The organism is Roseibium sp. MMSF_3544 (assembly GCF_030732845.1).
GTDB lineage: Bacteria > Pseudomonadota > Alphaproteobacteria > Rhizobiales > Stappiaceae > Roseibium.
Window position 1 is genome coordinate 441,040 of sequence record NZ_JASHKA010000003.1, and the last position, 18,414, is coordinate 459,453.

Sequence of the window (18,414 nt, forward strand, 5' to 3'; positions counted from 1 at the left end):
GAGCTTGCCGAAGGCGAGCGTCTCGAAGGATGAGGTTGGGGTTGAATGGGCTTCCTTTGATCGCGCATTTCGAACCGGCCATCATCAGACCTTGTCATTCGTGTATTTGCGCAGCTCCGTGCGCGCGACCTGGCGACGGTGGACCGCGTCCGGGCCATCGGCGAAGCGCAGCGTTCTCAGGTGGGTCCACATGGCCGCGAGCGGGAAATCCTGGCTGATGCCTGCAGCGCCGTGGACCTGCATGGCCTCGTCGACGACCTTCAGCGCTGTCAGCGGTGCAACCACCTTGATCTTGCTGATCCAGGGCTGGGCTGCGCGCGTTCCCTGCGTATCCATCATCCAGGCGGCCTTGAGGCACAAAAGACGTGCCATTTCGATTTCCATACGCGCGTCGGCAATGATGTCGTAGTTGGCACCAAGATCCGTCAGTTTCCTGCCAAAGGCTTCCCGGGACATTGCGCGCCGGCACAAAAGCTCAAGCGCCATTTCCGCCTGTCCGATCGCCCGCATGCAATGGTGAATGCGGCCAGGACCCAGACGGCCCTGCGCCACTTCAAAGCCGCGCCCTTCCCCCAGTACAAGATCTTTTGCCGGCACCCGGACATCCGTGAAGCGGATATGCATGTGCCCGTGCGGGGCATCGTCCGCACCGAACACCTGCATCGGACGGAGAACCTCGATGCCGGGCGCATCGCTTGGTACCAGGAACATGGAATGGCGGCTGTGCTTGTGCGCAGCCGGGTCCGTCGCGGCCATGACAATATAGAGCCTGCAGCGCGGATCACCGGCACCGGTCGCCCACCACTTCTCGCCATTGAGGACCCAGTCGTCGCCCTCCTTGACGGCACTCAGCGAAATGTTGGTCGCATCCGAGGAAGCGACCTCCGGTTCGCTCATCAGGTAGGCGGAACGAATGTCACCCTCCAGAAGCGGTTTCAGCCATCGGTCCTTGTGCGTTTCCGTTCCGTAGCGCTCCAGAACCTCCATGTTGCCGGTATCCGGCGCATTACAGTTGAAAACCTCCGCCGCGATCCCGACCTTGCCCATTTCTTCGGCGAGATAGGCATATTCCACCGTGGTCAATCCGAAGCCCTTCTCGCTGTCCGTCAGCCAGAAGTTCCAGAGCCCGCGCTCCTTCGCCCTGGTCTTAAGGCTCTCCAGGATTTCGAGTTGACGCTGCGTGTGCTGAAACCGGTCGCCGCTCGGATGCTGTCCAACCTCGTGATGGAACTCAAGATCGAGCGGTGCGATCTCGTCCTCGACCATCTGCCGGACCTGTTCGATCAGCGGCCGGACCTTGTCGGTAATGCCCAGATCCATGATGTCTCCCTAAATCATCTCTCGTGTGCGCGCGCATGCTTCCTGATATTCCCGTTCCAGACGGTCGACCACGGCAGACGCCGGGCCGACGGACTTGATCGACCCGATGCCCTGTCCGGCCCCCCAGATGTCGCGCCAGGCCTTTGGAACCGGGCTGTCATCCGGCATGACGCTTACGTCCCACTCCGGCGGCAAGTGGTCCGGATCGAGCCCAACACGGGCGATGGAACTCTTCAGGTAATTGGCGGGATGTCCCGTAAAGAGCGACGACGTCAAAACATCTTCCGCACTGCCCGCGACCATCATGTCCTTGTAGACCCGGTCTGCATTCGCTTCGTCCGTTGCGACAAAGGGCGAGCCGACATAGCCGAAATCGGCTCCCAGAATACGTGCCGCTAGGAGCGCTTCACCTGTCGAGACGGCTCCCGCCAGCATCAGGGGACCATCAAACCACTCGCGGATTTCCCTCACCAGTGCAAAAGGCGATTGCGGTCCGCCATGACCACCGGCTCCGGCGGCAACGGCAATCAGACCGTCAGCGCCTTTCTGAACGGCTTTCTTCGCATAGGTGTTGTTGATGACGTCGTGAAGCGCGATGCCGCCGCAGGAATGCGCCGCTTCGTTTACCTCGACCCGCGCACCCATGGAGGTGATCCAGATCGGGACCTTCCAGCGGGCGCAGATTTCAATGTCCCGCTCCAGCTTTTCGTTGGACCGGTGGACAATCTGATTGACAGCGAATGGCGCGGCGGGCCGGTCCGGGTTTGCCTGGTTGTGACGGTCGAGCTCCTCCGTGATTTGCCGGAGCCAGACCTCCAGCATGACCGGGCCGTCCGGCTCGTCTCTCGCGTTGAGCGCCGGAAAGCTGCCGATTATCCCGGCCTTGCACTGGGCGATGACCAATTCGGGGCAGGAAACAATGAACAAGGGCGCCGCCACCGCTGGCAGCCGCAGGTTTTGCAACACAGGTGGAAGCGTTCGCGCTTTCAACATGCGCTCTGCTCCTTGCCCGTTTGCACAAGATAGAAGCGGTTGAGCCAGTCCGCTTTAAGCGCGGGACGTTCTTCGCCCTCAATCTCCACGCTCGCGGCCCATGCTATGTCGATCTCGCCTGGTCTGGCTTGGGAAACGCGGCTGAGCACGAACCGGCCCCGGACCCTGCTCCCTGCTTTGACTGGCGAGAGAAACCTGACCCGGTCAAAGCCGTAGTTGATCCCCATCTGCGCGCCTTCAATTGTCGGCTGCGCCTCCTGCCCCATCACCGACAGGAGCGACAATGTCAGAAATCCGTGCGCGATAGTCCCGCCAAAGGGTGTCTTTTGAGCGCGCACCGGATCGACATGTATAAACTGATGATCCTGCGTGACCTCGGCGAAGGCATCGATCCTCGCCTGATCGATCAGGTACCAGGACGACACACCGAGTTCCTTTCCGGTCCGGGCAGCCAAAGCATCAACCGAGTAAGACCGCAATTCCGGGGCGGGATTCACGCATATGCCTCCTGAAAGAGGTCGGGACCGGTTTCAACATTTATTCCGCCGCTGATGGGGAGAATGGCACCTGTGACATAGGCGCCGCCGGGACCGCAAAGATATTGGACCGCCGCCGCGATATCCTCCGGTCGCCCAACCCTGCCGAGCGGTACCTGGGCCCCAACCCGGCTCCTGACTTCCTCGTCGGCAGTTGCAAAAGCGGTCATCTTGGAAATGAACGGTCCGGGCGCAAGCGCATTGACAGTGATCCGTTTCCCAGCCAGTTCCTTTGCCAGGATTTTCGTCAGGTGATGCACAGCTGCCTTGGAAGCTGCATAGCTGTAGGCGCGATCACCATGCGGGATCTCTCCCATGACCGAACCGACATTCACAACGCGCGCCGGGTCACTGTCGCTGGCAGCCCTTTCCAGGAGCGGGAAAAGCTGCTGGGTCAGTTGAAACAGTCCTGTCACGTTGAGCCGCATCACCTTGTCCCAGGCGAAATAAGGAAACTCTCCAAGCGGTGTCCCCCAGCTTGTGCCGGCATTGTTCATCAGGATGTCGAGACGGTCCGTCCGCTCCCCGACATCCGCAGCCAGCTTTTCAATCCCTTCCTCGGTCGCAACGTCTCCGCCGAACCCCTCGGCACGGCCAGAGTAACCGGCGTCGTCCAATTCGTCCGCCGCCGCCCTGCAGGCGTCTTCCTTGCGGCTTGCGATGAAAACAGTGGCACCGGCCGCAACCAGACCCTCCGCAGCCATCCGGCCGACACCCGTTGCACCGCCCGTGACAAGCGCGGTCTTGCCTGAAAGCGAAAAGAGTACATCCGGGGTCATAGGCCACCTTCGGAGCGCATTTTCCTGAGTGTCAGTTTCGACACCTTGCCGGTGGCCGTCAGCGGAAGCTGGTCCACGAAAACCACCTCGTCTGGCACCTGCCACTTGGCAACCTTCTGCGCGATCAGCTCAAGAAGCTCTTCCCTCTGAGGCTGCGCATCTTCTTTCGGCACGACGATCAGCAGCGGGCGTTCGTCCCATTTGGCGTCGGGCACGGCGATCACCGCGCAATTGACCACACCGGGGTGGGACATGACCGTGTTTTCCAGATCGAGCGAACTTATCCATTCCCCACCCGACTTGATTAGGTCTTTCGACCGGTCAGTGATGAGCAGGAAGCCATGTTCATCGATCGTTGCAATGTCGCCGGTGCAGAACCAGCCTTCGTCGTCGAAGACCGGTTTCGACGCCTCCGGATCTTCGAAATAGCCAGACGTGATCGTGTTTCCGCGCACGTAAAGATGCCCCGGGGACTTGCCGTCATGCGGTAACCGTTTCCCCGCATCGTCAACGATCTTCAGATCAACGCCGAACACGCCGCGGCCCTGGGACTGTTTGCGGTCTATGCGCTTTTCAAGCGGCAGATCCGCCATGTCCGGCGGCAGGTTGCACTGCGATCCGAGCGGGCTCATCTCCGTCATGCCCCAGGCGTGGCAGACGTTGACCCCCTTGGTTTCGAACGCCTCGATCAGCGCGCGCGGGGCAGCGGAGCCGCCGATAACGACATCGCCGAAGCCGCCAGGCAAGTTGCCGCGCTGATTGATCTCGTTCATCAGGCCAAGCCAGACCGTGGGAACGCCCCAGGCCGAATAGACCTTTTCGCGGTCCATCAGGTCGAACAGGCTTTTGCCGTCCAGCGCCCCACCCGGAAATATAAGGCTCGCTCCGGAAAGCGGCGCTGCGTATGGCAAGCCCCAGGCATTGACGTGAAACAGCGGCACGACAGGCAGGATCCGGCTTCCTTCCTGCAGGACCTTCGGAATGGTGACGCACAAAGTGAAGGCGTGCAGAACCGTTGAGCGGTGCGAGAACAGCGTGCCTTTTGGGTTGCCCGTGGTGCCGGACGTATAACAAAGACCCGCCGCCTCGTTCTCATCGAAGTCGGGCCAGTCGATTTCCTCAGGCTGGCCCTCCAGGATGTCTTCGTAACAATGGACACCCTCCAAAGAGGTCTCCGGCATGTGCGCGCGGTCCGTCATGACCGCAACGCGCAGCTCGTCGGGCAGATGCGGGCGCAGTTTTTCTAGGATCGGCAAAAAGGTGGTGTCGCAGAAGATGATGCGATCACTGGCGTGATTGACGATATAGATCATCTGCTCGGCAGAAAGCCGCGGGTTGATCGTGTGACAGACCGCGCCGATGCCCGATATCGCATAATAGAGCTCGAAATGCCGGTAACCGTTCCAGGCAAGTGTCGCAATCCGGTCTCCCGGATTGACACCAAGCGCCCTTAACCCGTGGGCCAGCTGTGCCACGCGGCGGGCTGTCTCGCGATAGGTCGCTCTGTGGATATCGCCCTCCGTGCGCACGGAGACGAGCTCGCCAAGCGGATAGTTTTCCGCCGCAAAAGTGATGATGTCCGCAATTTTCAGCGGACGGTGCATCATCAATCCCTTCATTGTGTCCTCCCAAACACCGTTGCCTGTTTGCAATCGTTCAAAGGGTGAGCGTGAACCGTAGCGCGCGCACCGCACCGTGGGAAGGCTGCACAACGCGAATTCCTTTGACAGCACGCCCGACTTGCGCCAAACCCCTGCCCGGACCGCAGTGCGGCCAGCGTCAGTCTACCGGAAGGACAGAACCCGCCACATGACCCAGAAACTGGTCATTGCCGTTTGTACAGCGCAGCGCCCGAACATGCTGAAAACGTGTCTGGCGAGCCTCGACAAGCTGATCCGGCCGAACGGGACAAACCTGACCGTTGTTGTTGTTGAAAACGACCCGGAACCCTTTTTCACCGGCGAGGAGGCCGGGAAGGTCAAGGGGGCGTTGTCTCTTCCGGTCTTCTTCTACCATGAGCGGCGTAAGGGCATTCCGTTTGCGCGCAACCGGGCACTTGAAGCTGCCCTTGAGCACGCACCGGATTGGGTTGCACTGATCGACGACGACGAACGCGCCGAACCCGACTGGATTGAAAAGCTGTTGGCTGCCTGTGGCCAATTCAACGCCGAAGTCGCCAACGGGCCCGTGCGCAGGATCTACGAAAAACCGGCACCGCACTGGTGGAAATCACAGCTGTTGAAGCCACGCCCCACCGGTACCGAAATCACCGAAGCCCCGACCAACAATGTTCTGATCAGCGCCCGGATCATCCACAAGGACGGTTTGGGCCTGCGCTTCGACGAGCGCCTGACCTTCGGCAGCGAGGACATCGACTTCTTCCGCCGGACACATGCGGCGGGTGCAAAGATGATCTGGGTGGATGACGCCTTCGTGGAAGAAGACATCCCAGCCTCGCGGGTGACCACGAAACGTCTGCTCAGCCGGATGCACATGGCGGCAACCTCCGGCGCTTTCAACATCGTGTTGCGCGAAGGCAGGGGCAAGGCTGCCCTGCATTTCATCCCCAAAAGCGCGCGGCGCATGACGTTCGGGGGATTGGCAACCGTCATTGGTTTCTGCTTGAAACCCTTTGCCCGCGAACGCGGCGAAAAACTCTATTATTACGGTCTTATCCGCCTGATGAAGGGTTCGGGAAACCTGCGCGGCCTGCTTGGTCAGGCCCACAACTACTATGACGTGATCGATGGCAACTGACCTTCCCGCCGGTTCCATGAAGCTTGCTCATATCCACCTTGGCGTCGATGGCGGGGCCGAACGGTTTTTCCTGCGTCTTTCAAGAGCGCTGGCAAAACGAGGCGTGGACCAGATCGCCTTCATTCGGCACGACAGGCCCTGGCGCGACGAACTTGCAGAGCATTGTGACGTGCGGGAACTGAAGTTCAGCCGGTCGCATTTCAAGCGCCATTTCGTGCACTGGGGTATTGCACGCGACATTCGCCGCTTCGGCGCAAGGGCCACGATGGGCTGGATGAGCCCGGCCAGCAAATGGCTGCCCAGACCTGGTCCCGACATGCGCACATTCCTGCGCCTTGGCGATTTTCCGGACGGCTTTCACACCTATGGCAATGTCGAACACCTGATCGGCAACACGCCGGAGATCGTCCGCCGTGCCGTGGAAATGGGCTGGCCTGCCGAACGCGCCCACATGATCAGCAACTTTGTCGACCCGCTGCCGGAAGACCTGCAGCCGGTGAACCGCGCGGATTACGGCACCCCGGAAGATGCAACGGTGCTGATCACGCTTGGACGTTTCGTGGAACGCAAGCGCTTCGACCTTGTCATCAAGGCGCTTGCGAAGCTGCCCGACAGCGTTCATGCTTGGCTCATCGGAGATGGTGAACTGGTCGAAGACATGAAACGCTTGGCAGGTGACCTGGGTGTTGACGGCCGCACCCACTTCCTCGGCTGGCAGCGCGATCCGTCGCCATTCCTCAAAGCGGCGGATATCCTTGTCTGCCCCTCTGACGATGAACCCCTCGGCAACGTCGTCCTGGAAGGCTGGAACGCCGGCCTCCCCGTCGCCGCAACTGCCTCCCCCGGGCCTAGCTGGCTGATTGAACACGGAAAGACGGGTTTGCTATCGCCGTGCGGGGATGTGGAGGGGCTGGCGGGGTCGGTGACGGAGTTACTTCACAAGGAGCGCAACGCTGACCTTGTCGCGCACTCTTCCAGAAAACTGGCCACTTTTTCAGAAGATCAGATCTGCAGGTTTTACACGGAAAGACTGTTTTCCTAGACGAGGCGGCGGCAGATCAGCTGTTGGAGAGTGACGCGCCTTGCCCGTTGTTCCGTGATCCTTCAGCGGCTGTTGCCGAACCGGGATCCAACTGCGTCAGAAAATCCTCCAGGGCTCTGCTTTTGCGCATCAATCCGTATTTCAGCAGGGAATTCTCATCTTCGAAAGCCACGCTGCCCTCAAAATAAACACCCTTGGACATAACCTTGTCGAGGTGTGGCACATAGTCCTTGTAAAATCTGCTCGACACCGCATGCTGCTGGCGGTCCAGGGCTTCATCAACCTTGTCCTTGAAGTCGTCCAGATACTTGAAGTGCAAAAGCGCACACCAGTCAGGCGCCAGGCTGAGATCGGAAGCAACATTGTGCACGCCTCCGGAAAACGAAGCTCCCTTCTCCCACTTGAGCAGCGTGACCTTGCTCATGAGCGGATCGACGCCCGGCAGGCTCTTCTTGACCATCTTGAACAGCTTTCTGTCCAGAAAGCGCCCGAGGCTGGTTTTCGGTTCGTTTGACCTGATCGAAAAAACGGTTCCAAGCAGGAACTTGTCGAGAAGATTGGGTTTTCTCTTTGACGTGTGATGAAACAGACGTTCTCGGGTGCCACCGTAAAGATGTCTGAACGGAACGTTGTAGCCTCTGCCATCTGCCCCCTTCAACGGAACATATCTGTATCCGCTGTTGTCGAAGTAAGGACAGCTTTCCAGAAACGGCGTCGATGGCTCGTAGCGTATTTCCTGCACGGGCCCGGCGGCGTACATGTCGACCATCGTTGTGAAAACACCCTGATAGCCGCTTTGGTCGAGATACTCCGTGAACCAGTTGATGCTTGTTTTCGAAAGGCCGGGATACCAGAACAGTTCGTCCACGTCGGGGAAGAGAACCCAGCTTTCCTGCAGAAACAAATCGCAAATCAGCTGCCGCCAAACGGATTTGTTCTCCTTATAGGAGGCCCTGGTATGTATTCTGGTCACGTCAGCCTGCGCGTCGAGATACGCGCCTGTTCCGTCAGTTGAATCATTGTCGATGACAATGAACTGCTTGATTCCGATACGTCTATGATGCTCCAGAAAGTACGGCAGTCGCGTGACTTCGTTGTGCGCAATCACAAGTGCGACGACTTGATTTTCCGCAACCGTAATGTCTGGTATCGCATTTACCTGGAAAGCTTCTTTACTTTTTTCGAGAAGCATCAATCGATCGTCAGCATTCATTGCGGTCGCACTTCCAGTCCACAAAACAGGCCCTGCACTCTTGCAACCAGCGTTGAGCCAAATCGCCGGGCCACGCTCCCATAGCATCTCAGGTCTTCCATGGCTGCCCTGGATTCCTGCGGCAGTGTCTCTTTACCTGTGGCGCTTCGCCAGGCGACTGGATGGTCAGTGCCAAAACAGGTTTACAACCGGTCGCCGCGTGTATCTCGCCCTGGCTTTCAGACGGCTGACTTGTTCCGCTTGACCCGGGATCTTCTTTTCGTGGGTTTCAGCAAAGACATATCGAACGCGTTTGAACAGCTGCGGTGCATCAAACAACGCTTCAAGCAAGGCCACTTCCGCACCTTCAATATCGATTTTCAGAACACCGATCTCTTCTTCGGTTTCGCGCAGGAATCGCAGGAAATCTATCTGCCGAACCTCGTATGCTGCTTCCGACGCGACATTGCTTTTTGAAACAAAGACGGAACTGGACTGCGAATTGATAAGTGGATCGGCGTCAAAATTCTCATGTCTATAGAGGGTTATGTGCCCGTCTTCGAGGCCGGCGGCAGCCTGAATGATTTCCACATTCTCAAGCGTTCTAACACGTTCTGTCAACTTCTGGCAGGCCCAAGGATCCGGTTCAAACGCGTAGACACGTCCAGCCTTGGCCGCCATCATTTCACTTAATTCGCCGACATTTGCCCCAAGGTCGATACAGGCCATCCCCTCGCATTTTTCAATCGCACGCCGCATTGCATCCATCGACGTCAATGCCGAATACCTTTCGAAGTATTTTTTGCCGAAACGCCCTGGAATAGACGCCAATATTCGGAATCTGAGCAGTCGTGCTTTCGAAATTTTGTTCTTTGCAGTCAATCAAACCCCCACGCTTTCCGTCTTCGCGCAATTCAAGTGCTGATTCAGGCAGCCATCGAAACCAGACCGCTCAGGTAATTTATGCAACGTATGGCCCCAGTTTTACCGCAGCGTCAAACTTCTCCAGGATTTCGGAGTCGCTTCGCATCGCGAACAGACTGTCAACCACGTCGGCACGAGGCTTCCGGTTGAATGTGATTTCTTGTGCAGAACACACCAAATCGGCGGCATCGGCTGCCACGAGATTGGACATCAACTGCTCATGGCCGGTTTTGACGATCTGGGGGCGGCGTCCAAAGGCAACACTCTCATAAAGCGCTGTCGAATACCCCCCGATAATCGTCCCTGCCGACGCAATCGCTTCATAAAGGTCTGCGCCGGGCGGCAGCGTGCGTACTCCGGCTTCTTCAAGCGCTCGGGCGACATCATCCTGAAGTTTCTCTTCGACGGGGTGGTTCTTCCAGAGCAATTCGAACGCTCCCCCTGTTCGCTGAACCGATGCTAGTGTTGCCGCGGCAAGCGCCGCCCGGCAAGTCGGTTGGGAAATCGTCATAATGCGCGTTCCTGCGTCAGACGCCTCCGGAAACCGGCTTACGCGATCCCGTAGATACGTGAAGCCGACCGGCGGTGTTCGCTCCAATGGCAGGGGGAGCCTGCTGACCTCCGTCCAGAACTTCCCGAAACTGAAAAAGAAATCCGGGAACGTTTCCATCCTTCGGCCGGCGGGAAAGTCATAGTTCAGCTTTCCGATCGCCGGCGATCCGTGCTGGAGTTCGATGCTGGGAATTCCGAGCCGCCGAGCAGCAGCCACAAGCGCCTTCAGGTGCGAGCCGTTCACCAGCACAACTGCGCGTGGCGCGAGTTTCTTCAGCAGATCGGTATAGATGGGCAACCATCTGCACCACCGATCGATCTCGGTGCGAACAATGTTCGAAGGCTCAATTTCAATCCCAGCTGCCCGAAAGGCTTCATCCAGCGCACGGTTCTTTGTTTCGCCAACGGGACTGAACTGCGAAAAACCGGTTTGCCTTCTTGCCTGACGGCGCAGATCATCAATGTAACGCAGGTCTGGTGTCAGTTCAGGCTTCTTGTGAGAGTTCCAATCCATTTCAATGAGCCGGACATCATATGCCTTGCAAAGGATGACGGACACCGGATCCGCATAGAGATCGATCCAGCGCCCGTTTTCCTGTTTGCGCCTCGGATGACCGAACAAGGCAACGTCACAATGGCCGCCTCTCAGCGGATTGCGCTTGGTCGCTAGGGAAAGCCGTCTTCGAAACCGCTCCAGTCTGCGTCTTGCCGATGAATGATCGTCCGGCCGGCTGGCCGTGCCGAAGGAGAACCCATCGGAATTGCCTTCCTTGCGCGGCATCTGTTGGGGCGACACGGCCTCGCTCGGCATCGATGCACTGGCAACGGACGCGATAGAATATCGTGCCAACTCCCATACCGGAGCATCGCCCTCGCGCCAGTCGAAAAGGTCCAGTTCTTCTTCCAGGCGCTTTAGGTGATCAGCAACGTTCATGCAGCTTTTTTTTTCCAAGCGGCAACCGGGTACTGCCGCATACCTCTGAATGTATTCGTTGAGACAAGACGGTGCGTCTGAGGTCACTATCACAGTGAAAGGGCGACCGCCATATCGTGAGCGCAGGGAAATAGACAGCCCTTACGCCCCAACCTGCAGGGGCCTGGTGCGCCTCACAATGCCGGCGCCAAGTCTGCGTCTAATCCCCCTGGCATATCTTCCATCGCATCAACGTTCCGGTGAACCCGGAGGCGCCTGTCTTTTAAGGCCTGAAAGGCAGCCTCAGGACGGACGCGGTCTCAGCCAGCCTCCAAATCAAACCTGGTTCGATCTCTAAAGCCCGATCTTGGCGCGCAGCTTGCGCAACAAGGGCTGCTTCTTTGGAACACGACGTTCGCTTTGAGCCCGGCTGCGCTCACCTTCGGTGTCAATTCTCATTATCTTGCGAACACGGCCAGGTGCCAGATTGCCGGCCCTGTGCGGCGCATCCGTATCGAAAATGACCAACGAACCTGCAGGACCGGTCAGTGCGACCTCCTCGCCCGAATCAGCGAGCACGTTTTCTCCCGGTGTGATCTCGCTGGCATTCAGCATTTCCAGGCGTTTCTTACGAAACTCCTGCGTACGGCCGGGTACGATCCAGGTCGGTCCGTCGTCTTCGGTCACATCTGTCAGCAGAACCGCGAATTTCAGGAACTGATGCCTGTCGAAGTGCATGACATAGGGCAACGCCGTGACAACTTCATCAGGACGACCGATCGACCGCACGAAAAACAGTTTTGACGGGTAGTCAACGACGTCGTTGTAGTAGCGAGTGGAGATCTCCTTGAAACCACGGCTGGCAACTACATCGCAGGTCACCGGGAACCTGCCTTCATCGACATCCGGCAATCTGGCTCTTTTTGCGATGCTGTAACCCGCGTCCGCATGCACATCGATCTTGTCGATGGTGTTGTCCATCAGATCATCGAATTCGTTCCGCATGGATTCCGTCGTGGCTTGGTCCAGAAAATTCGGAACAATACAGCCACCGGTAGCGTTCACCGTCGCGAGGATTTCGTCCGGCGACGCGGTTGAGGGCAGTTCGATCTCGTGTGCGCGCATTGTCCGATCCTACAAGTCCACCACAAAGAAAAAATGTCATCCCGGATTACTCATCAAAACTGAGGAGCGCAAGTGTTTAGGCTGGATCGTAAACCTATTCTTCTGCTTGCGGGAACCTCGTCGAGCACCGGTCACCGCATGGACCGTTAAGGCTTTTCAGACATCAAACGTCACTGCTGTTACGGCAAAGCCCGCTCACCGGGCAGCTGCTTTGCCGGGCGACCAGCGAGCGCTGCCAAAGTCGCTTGGGTCTCTCTCGCACCCACGCAGCCTCGGACTCCTCAAGTTGGCGACGCACGTCAATTTTCCCGGGCCTTCAGAATGCCTTCTGCGACAAAAAAGTCGCTGCGATTGTCGATATCGACCGAGTTTTCCGCAGACATGATGAACGGCGTTGCATGATCGTACAATGTGGTCAGATTCCGCGTTCTGAGATCCTCAAGCTCACGGATATAGATCGCACCGTTCGGGTGGTACGCAGCCTTTTGATCCTGACTTCTCGTGTTGCCTGTTCTCATGGGTGAATGATCGAAGACGGGATCCCATCCGGCCTCGTCATTGACCGTGAATGCAAACGAAACCGGAAAACTATAGGCCGTGGCAGAAAACACCGGCTTATGCCGCGCCTGCCGTTCTTCATAGGCTTGGTCGATGTGCTGCGATGTGCGAAGCGGAACTGTCGGCAGGGCGAGCAAAAAATCGCCGTCCCGCGTGTCGAAAATCTTGTCGACCGACTGGTGAAGATAGTCAAAGATCTTGACCTGATCGCCCGCCTCCTCGCCATTTCGAGGATCGAAAGTCAGTCTGGTTTCGATGCCGAGATCTTCAAAGTGTCTTGACGCGATGTCCCAGTATTCCTGGCTGTCGGTCGAAAAGATCACTTCCGAAACGCATTCCGCAAGGGCACAGGCTTCCAGTGTCCACAAAACCAGAGGCTTTCCCATCAGCGGATGAATGTTTTTGCCGGGAAACCGTTTGGATCCGGAACGCGCCGGAACAAAAGCTGTAACACTCTGCATCACGCGTCCTGTCTCTGCCACGGTGCCCGAGCGAGAGCCGCTTTGATCCGGCCACAAACAGCGGTGACTTCCGAGAACTGTTCATCCGGCAGGTGTTTGAGAGGCATCCGATCCCGCCTTGGCATCAGGCCGGCAGCTTCCAGCAAGGCCTTGTTGCAGCGATGCCAGCCGTATTTTGCGCAAAGACCGTCGAAAAACGGGCTCTCGAGTTCGTCAAGAATAAAGCGTACAGTCTGCTCATCGCCACTCTCAAGCGCAGTCCAAAAGTTCTCTCCGATTTGCGCATCAATTATTGAAATTCCATTCAGGTAGGCGCGAGCGCCGAGCGGATGATACGGCAGGAAACTGGATTTACGGCCTGCGAGAACCACACGAATTCTCGGCTCGAGCTGCAAGGTCGCTTTGACAATGTCAGGTTCCTTCGCATCTTCTTTCAGGGCGACCACCTCGGGGATGCGAGCCAGAGACCGCAGCAACGACAGGGGCCAGTTCATTTGCTTGCCATCCTGACCGGAAAGAAAGGGCATCTCATGGACCAGCACACCCAATCCGGACTCTCGGCCGACCTTCGCAAAATGTTCCAGGATCTGGTCATCCTCAAAGTACTTTTCCCGGCAGATCACGGAGATCAGGTCAGCGCCGGCCTCCCGTGCCGCGCGCGCGCACTCAACACTGTGCTTCGTCGAGCAGTGAATCGGGTCGCCGACAATGACTACGGATTCGGGATCGATTTTCTTGACCGTTTGCGCGCAAAAACGATTGAGCTCGAAAATCTCATCCATGGTCATCTGCGAATAGCGTGAATTATACGCCATAGCGTAAAACTTCCGCGCGCCTTGTTCGTGCAACATACGCAGATACGCTTCAAGGCTGTCGTAGTCGACAGCCTCGTTTGCATCGAACGGCGTGAAAATCGTGTACACGCAACCTTCAAGGCGGTCACGTGCCCATTCTGCCGCGTCCTTGTCAAACATTGTGCTCTCCCCTGATCCAACGTTTCTTGTCCTCTTCCACCATCTTAGAGGCAAGCATTTCGACACTGGTCTTGGAACGCCATCCAATGGCCTCCGCAAGCCGCGAACTGTCACCCTGAAGCGCTGGTGTCGGACTGTTTCGAAAATATTTTGGTGAGACCACTGCCAATTCCATTCCGGATACAGCGTCCACGCAACGTTCCGCCAGACCTTCGCCCTCAAATTGCGGATCAAATCCGGCAGCTCGCGCTGCACTCTCGACAAAACTGCGAACGCTTGTGAGTTTGCCTGTCGACACCACAAAGTCTTCCGCTGGGTCGTGGCGAATGATTGCCCGCATCGCCCCGACGAACTCCTCGGCATCCCCCCAGTCACGCTCGGCAGACAAGTCGCCGAGAGGCATGGGCGGACCACCCTCGATGGCCAGCCGTGCCAGATTTACGGTGATTTTGCGGGTGACGAAAGAGCGATCCTTCCAGGGGCTCTCATGATTGAACAGGATACCAGTAACGACGTGTAGTCCCTGCGTTTCACGATAGATCCGGCCGAGGTGCAAGACACAAAGCTTCGCGAGGCCATAGGGATTTCGCGGTGCGGGCAGGCTTGTTTCGGTGACCGGCACGCCGACGGCGGAATTACCGATCGCCTCCGAACTTGAGGCCAGAAAGACCCGCGCGTCCGGAGCTGCAATACCGGCTGCCACCAGGACATTCAGCGTCCCGATGGTGTTGGCTTCCATCGTGACATTAGGGTGGCGCAGGCTGTCGGCGACATAACTGTGGCCAGCAAGGTGATAGATCTCGTGAGGTTTCGACACTTTCATCGCCTCAACGAGCGAATGCATATCGTTGAGATCCAGCTCAACCAGCTGGACGGCATCTAAAAGCGCCATCTCCTTGAGGCGCCAGAGCCGCGCAGCTCCACCGCGCCGGAACCCGCCAAAGACCTCCGCACCTTCCCTGACAAGCTCGCGCGCCATAAGCGCGCCGTCCTGCCCGGTGGCGCCGATGATGAGCGCTCGCGTTACCACGGCTCAAAGCACCGTCAGGCGCCGAAGCGCTTCGCGAAAACCGTTGCCCCTGTCCAGGTGACCCTGCCACACTTCGATCACCTTAAGTCCGGGCAATGCGAGTGCCTTGCGTATTATGTCTTCGTTTCCGGGGTCTCCCTCGCCGAATTGCATTCCTTCACCATCCGTTCCCAGAGCGTCCGACAAATGCACGTGGCGCACCTGCGGACGCAGCATCTCAACAATCTCCTTAACGTCAAAGCCGAACATGTTCCGGCCCATTAGCAAGTGGCAAACATCAAGACAGACGGGCATGTTCCTGCGTACGAGGTGCTCGGCATCCTGAACGTTGTTCATTGCTTTGAGCGCCACCGAGCCGCCAAAATACCACGCGATCGGCGGCAACCATTGAGGAGCGATCAAGGCACCGCGCTCGGCATATTCCCGCACCAGTTCAGCGTGGCAGTTGTAGAAGCGTTCAAGACCGCCCTCAGTTTCGGCTGGAACCATCGAAAAGCTGCCGACAATCGGCGTCTCAAATCCCGTTCGATTGCTCAACTCGAGGGCGAAATCGACTGTCCGATCGAGGACCGCCTTGCTCGCCGCACGTTGCCCTTCGTCCGGCGCAAACGGGTCCATGAGCTGCGTGGAGTTCACATAATCTGGAAGGTGGACGCTATACCTGCACCCCGGATCGGCAATCCCCGCATCGGGAACTGAAAGCACTTCCTTGTAGGACAGGTGAAACTCGTAGGCACCGATCGGAAATTGCCGTGCGACCTGTCCCAAGTCATGCAACCGCACGGGGAGTGCGAGTTTCAGTTCCTTTGCCCTGTCCAGCTGCCAGCCCTGCAAAGGTTCTGCCGCATCGAAATCACTGGGGCAAAGCGCATCGCCCTCGGCCACGTCGGTGCGCAGCGGGCGTCCCAGGTAATTTGCGATCTGGTTACGGTCGAATCCGGTATTCGGCGCCCTGTAAACAAGGTCCTCTGCCTTCAGTTCCTCTCCCGCGCAGAGAGGCTTGGCCGCGTAGAAACAGCGACCCAGATTTTGCCGGTTCATAAGTTCGCCCTGATTTGCAGCACGAGGCCCATTGCCGGCGAGGATGAGCGGCAATGCATCGGCGAATGCTCTGATTTTCTGAAACTCGTCAGGTGTTGAGCTGCTGGAATGATCAAGACCAGGTCCGTTACGGTCAAACGTCAGATGCCGTTCGATCGTTGTCGCACCCAGCTGCAATGCCAAAAGACAGATTTCCCAGTGATCGTCATGGCTCGAATAGCCGACCGGCCGCCCCCAGCGGTCTCGAAGATGGGCAATTTGACCCAGACGCGCATTTTCCAGCGAAGCCGGATAATTCGAAACGCAATGCAGTGGTGTCCAATCAAATCCGGACAACCTGGAAAACGCTCCTTCAATATCGGGCTCCGCATGCGCACCCGTTGACAGAAAAAGCGGTTTGCCGAGGTCTCCCAGGAAAGCCACCAAGGCAGCGTTGGTCAATTCGGCACTGGGAACCTTAAAAAAGTCAAACAGATCGATCGAGTCGCCGAAGTCATCCGCGTCTGCGTGATCGAAAAAACTGATGCCTGCATCCAGCCCCAGTTCCTGTGCTTGCGACGACAAGGTCAGAAGTTCTTCGGGTGGGAGAAACGTTTTCCTGATTTCGTCGATGAGAATTTCATCGCCGATTTCAGTGGGCTCACCGAAGTATGCCCGTTCCAGGTTCCTGTACTGGAATTTCACCGCTGAAGCGCCGGACCGGGCTGCGGCAGAGATCATTTCACGTGCCTTGGTCAGGTCGCCATCGTGATTAATGCCGATTTCCGCAATAAGGTACATTTACTTCCAATAATCCTTGAGCCGGTCGCGCGTTATTCAAGAGTTTCTACTCACACAGCCGCCGGTCTGCAAACCTCACAACTTGCTGCTTGAGCTTTCATGCAGGCTCGCAACGCATTCCGCTGTTTGGATGTCTTCGACAAACATTTCTTGTCTTGCCAGGCGAAGCTCAATGCTCCCGCGCGGCCCGCGCTTTAAACCAGTTCCCCTTTGAAAGCGCAACTTAAAAAAAGATACCGACATGGCTTGCGAGATCCCAGCAGTTTGGGTGTTTTTTTGTCCTTAAACCGCGGTTCAGCGCTTCGGATATGGGCGCCTGCTCCGATTGGGGTGCAGGCTCGGTCGCTCAATTTCAGATTGGCGCACGCAAAACCTGATCCGCGTTTGTCGCCACCTCACTGGCCCGCGCCTCCAAAAGCATGGGCAAGAAACGCTTCCACAAATACACTTGCGCAATACGCGCTACATCGCCTACAGACGGCGTGACAAATGGCGATTGGCTACCTGGTGGTGAGCTTCCTGGGTCAGTCGCCACGCGGGTGAAAAACAGATACGGGAGGCTGCGGCATGAACGGCTATACCGCCTCCGAACCTCCCGGAATGTTTGAACGCAGGAATTTATGCAGGCAGCGCATTGCGGGACGGCTTCCGCCTAGCGAAATTATGTCATTTGCGGCAACGGTTCAAGTTTCGTGCGGTTGCTGCGATTAAAGCATGCCAAGGGTAGGAAATGACAAACGTGCATTTCATTCAAGACCGGCTTGCTTGGGTCTGAGACGGGGAACCGATGTTGAAGAAGAGCGCAAACAAGGCAAGAAAAATCGTCGTTGTTGATGGGTTGGCCCGTTCCGGTACGACGTTGTTGTCGAGCCTCATTCACAGCCAACAGTCTGCAGCTTGCTATCGTGGTGTTTTTCACGAGTTCCTAGCTTGCGATGTTGGCCGTTGGAAAAGGGATTATGCGTGTTTCCCGCTCTTGCGGCCCAAAGACCAAGTTCGGATCGTCAATGACTTCAGCCCGAACTATAAAGTTTCGTTAGGCAAAATTGACCAGACACCGTTGGCGCGTCTTTTCACGCGAAAGCTGGAACTGTCACTCTCCCGGCTCCGTTCACAGACGCTCACTAGAATAAAGCGAAAGGATCAAACCGATCGCTTAAGCCTGAGCCGCTGGGAAGAAATGTGTGATTTTTCGTCAATCAAAAGCTTTGACGATCTTGATGAGCGATATCAGTCGATTGCAACGGAATTGGATGTTGACGTTTTGGCGTTCCGCTGGAACCAGGGATACCCTTACATCGACAAGTTCCTCCGGAATCCAAACCACTACTGGATTTCGGTTGTCAGACACCCCCTTACGCGCGCGCATAGTGATTTCAAGACGTTCGGCGAAAGTTACGAGCTAGATATAAGATATACAGAGAATTTTTTCAATAT

At 57.2% G+C, this 18,414-nt stretch carries 16 protein-coding genes; 3 read left to right on the plus strand and 13 right to left on the minus strand.

The window, feature by feature from the left end:
• Positions 1-84: 84 nt before the first annotated feature.
• Genes RBB47_RS06710 through RBB47_RS06730 form a run of 5 tightly spaced genes read right to left on the minus strand, consistent with a single transcriptional unit; the run spans position 85 to position 5,247 of the window.
• Complete coding sequence (locus tag RBB47_RS06710) at positions 85-1,320, minus strand: acyl-CoA dehydrogenase family protein (RefSeq protein WP_305984981.1); 1,236 nt, start codon at positions 1,318-1,320, stop codon at positions 85-87.
• 9 nt (positions 1,321-1,329) lie between these two features.
• Positions 1,330-2,313, minus strand: a complete 984-nt coding sequence (locus RBB47_RS06715; protein WP_305984982.1) for a nitronate monooxygenase family protein — start codon at positions 2,311-2,313, stop codon at positions 1,330-1,332.
• Positions 2,307-2,810, minus strand: coding sequence for a MaoC family dehydratase (locus RBB47_RS06720; RefSeq protein ID WP_305984983.1), 504 nt, complete (start codon positions 2,808-2,810; stop codon positions 2,307-2,309). The genes RBB47_RS06715 and RBB47_RS06720 overlap by 7 nt, the downstream gene beginning before the upstream one ends.
• Entirely contained in the window at positions 2,807-3,628 is an 822-nt protein-coding gene (locus RBB47_RS06725) for an SDR family oxidoreductase (protein WP_305984984.1), read from the minus strand. The genes RBB47_RS06720 and RBB47_RS06725 overlap by 4 nt, the downstream gene beginning before the upstream one ends.
• On the minus strand, positions 3,625-5,247 hold the full coding sequence (locus RBB47_RS06730) for a long-chain fatty acid--CoA ligase (protein ID WP_305984985.1): 1,623 nt from the start codon (positions 5,245-5,247) through the stop codon (positions 3,625-3,627). Before RBB47_RS06730 ends, RBB47_RS06725 begins: the two co-directional genes overlap by 4 nt.
• A gap of 190 nt (positions 5,248-5,437) precedes the next feature.
• Between RBB47_RS06730 and RBB47_RS06735 the strand changes: the two genes are divergently transcribed.
• Together RBB47_RS06735 and RBB47_RS06740 are read left to right on the plus strand one after the other, a co-directional pair.
• Positions 5,438-6,385 carry a glycosyltransferase family 2 protein gene (locus RBB47_RS06735; protein ID WP_305984986.1) on the plus strand — a complete coding sequence of 316 codons (948 nt, stop codon included), beginning with the start codon at positions 5,438-5,440 and terminating at the stop codon, positions 6,383-6,385.
• Positions 6,375-7,427, plus strand: coding sequence for a glycosyltransferase (locus RBB47_RS06740; protein WP_305984987.1), 1,053 nt, complete (start codon positions 6,375-6,377; stop codon positions 7,425-7,427). Before RBB47_RS06735 ends, RBB47_RS06740 begins: the two co-directional genes overlap by 11 nt.
• Positions 7,428-7,443: 16 nt before the next feature.
• Here the strand turns inward: RBB47_RS06740 and RBB47_RS06745 are convergent, their stop codons facing one another.
• The 8 genes from RBB47_RS06745 to RBB47_RS06780 all read right to left on the minus strand — a co-directional run bounded on the left by RBB47_RS06745 (position 7,444) and on the right by RBB47_RS06780 (position 16,977).
• Positions 7,444-8,619 (minus strand): glycosyltransferase family 2 protein, encoded by a 1,176-nt coding sequence (locus tag RBB47_RS06745; protein ID WP_305984988.1) that lies wholly within the window; start codon positions 8,617-8,619, stop codon positions 7,444-7,446.
• Positions 8,620-8,805: 186 nt separating this feature from the next.
• Positions 8,806-9,378, minus strand: coding sequence for an FkbM family methyltransferase (locus RBB47_RS06750; RefSeq protein ID WP_305984989.1), 573 nt, complete (start codon positions 9,376-9,378; stop codon positions 8,806-8,808).
• A gap of 202 nt (positions 9,379-9,580) precedes the next feature.
• Positions 9,581-11,029, minus strand: a complete 1,449-nt coding sequence (locus RBB47_RS06755; RefSeq protein ID WP_305984990.1) for a hypothetical protein — start codon at positions 11,027-11,029, stop codon at positions 9,581-9,583.
• Positions 11,030-11,362: 333 nt separating this feature from the next.
• Positions 11,363-12,133, minus strand: coding sequence for a phytanoyl-CoA dioxygenase family protein (locus RBB47_RS06760; RefSeq protein ID WP_305984991.1), 771 nt, complete (start codon positions 12,131-12,133; stop codon positions 11,363-11,365).
• 299 nt (positions 12,134-12,432) lie between these two features.
• Positions 12,433-13,152, minus strand: a complete 720-nt coding sequence (locus tag RBB47_RS06765) for a cytidylyltransferase domain-containing protein (protein WP_305984992.1) — start codon at positions 13,150-13,152, stop codon at positions 12,433-12,435.
• Entirely contained in the window at positions 13,152-14,126 is a 975-nt protein-coding gene (locus RBB47_RS06770; protein WP_305984993.1) for a dihydrodipicolinate synthase family protein, read from the minus strand. The genes RBB47_RS06765 and RBB47_RS06770 overlap by 1 nt, the downstream gene beginning before the upstream one ends.
• Positions 14,119-15,156, minus strand: a complete 1,038-nt coding sequence (locus tag RBB47_RS06775) for a GDP-mannose 4,6-dehydratase (protein ID WP_305984994.1) — start codon at positions 15,154-15,156, stop codon at positions 14,119-14,121. Before RBB47_RS06775 ends, RBB47_RS06770 begins: the two co-directional genes overlap by 8 nt.
• Before the next feature lie 3 nt (positions 15,157-15,159).
• The gene (locus RBB47_RS06780) at positions 15,160-16,977 is read right to left on the minus strand and encodes an N-acetylneuraminate synthase family protein (RefSeq protein ID WP_305984995.1); all 1,818 of its coding nucleotides are present in this window, start codon (positions 16,975-16,977) and stop codon (positions 15,160-15,162) included.
• A gap of 787 nt (positions 16,978-17,764) precedes the next feature.
• Here RBB47_RS06780 and RBB47_RS06785 point away from each other — a divergent pair.
• Positions 17,765-18,414, plus strand: a 650-nt coding sequence (locus RBB47_RS06785) for a hypothetical protein (protein ID WP_305984996.1), incomplete at its 3' end; no start/stop codon positions are given.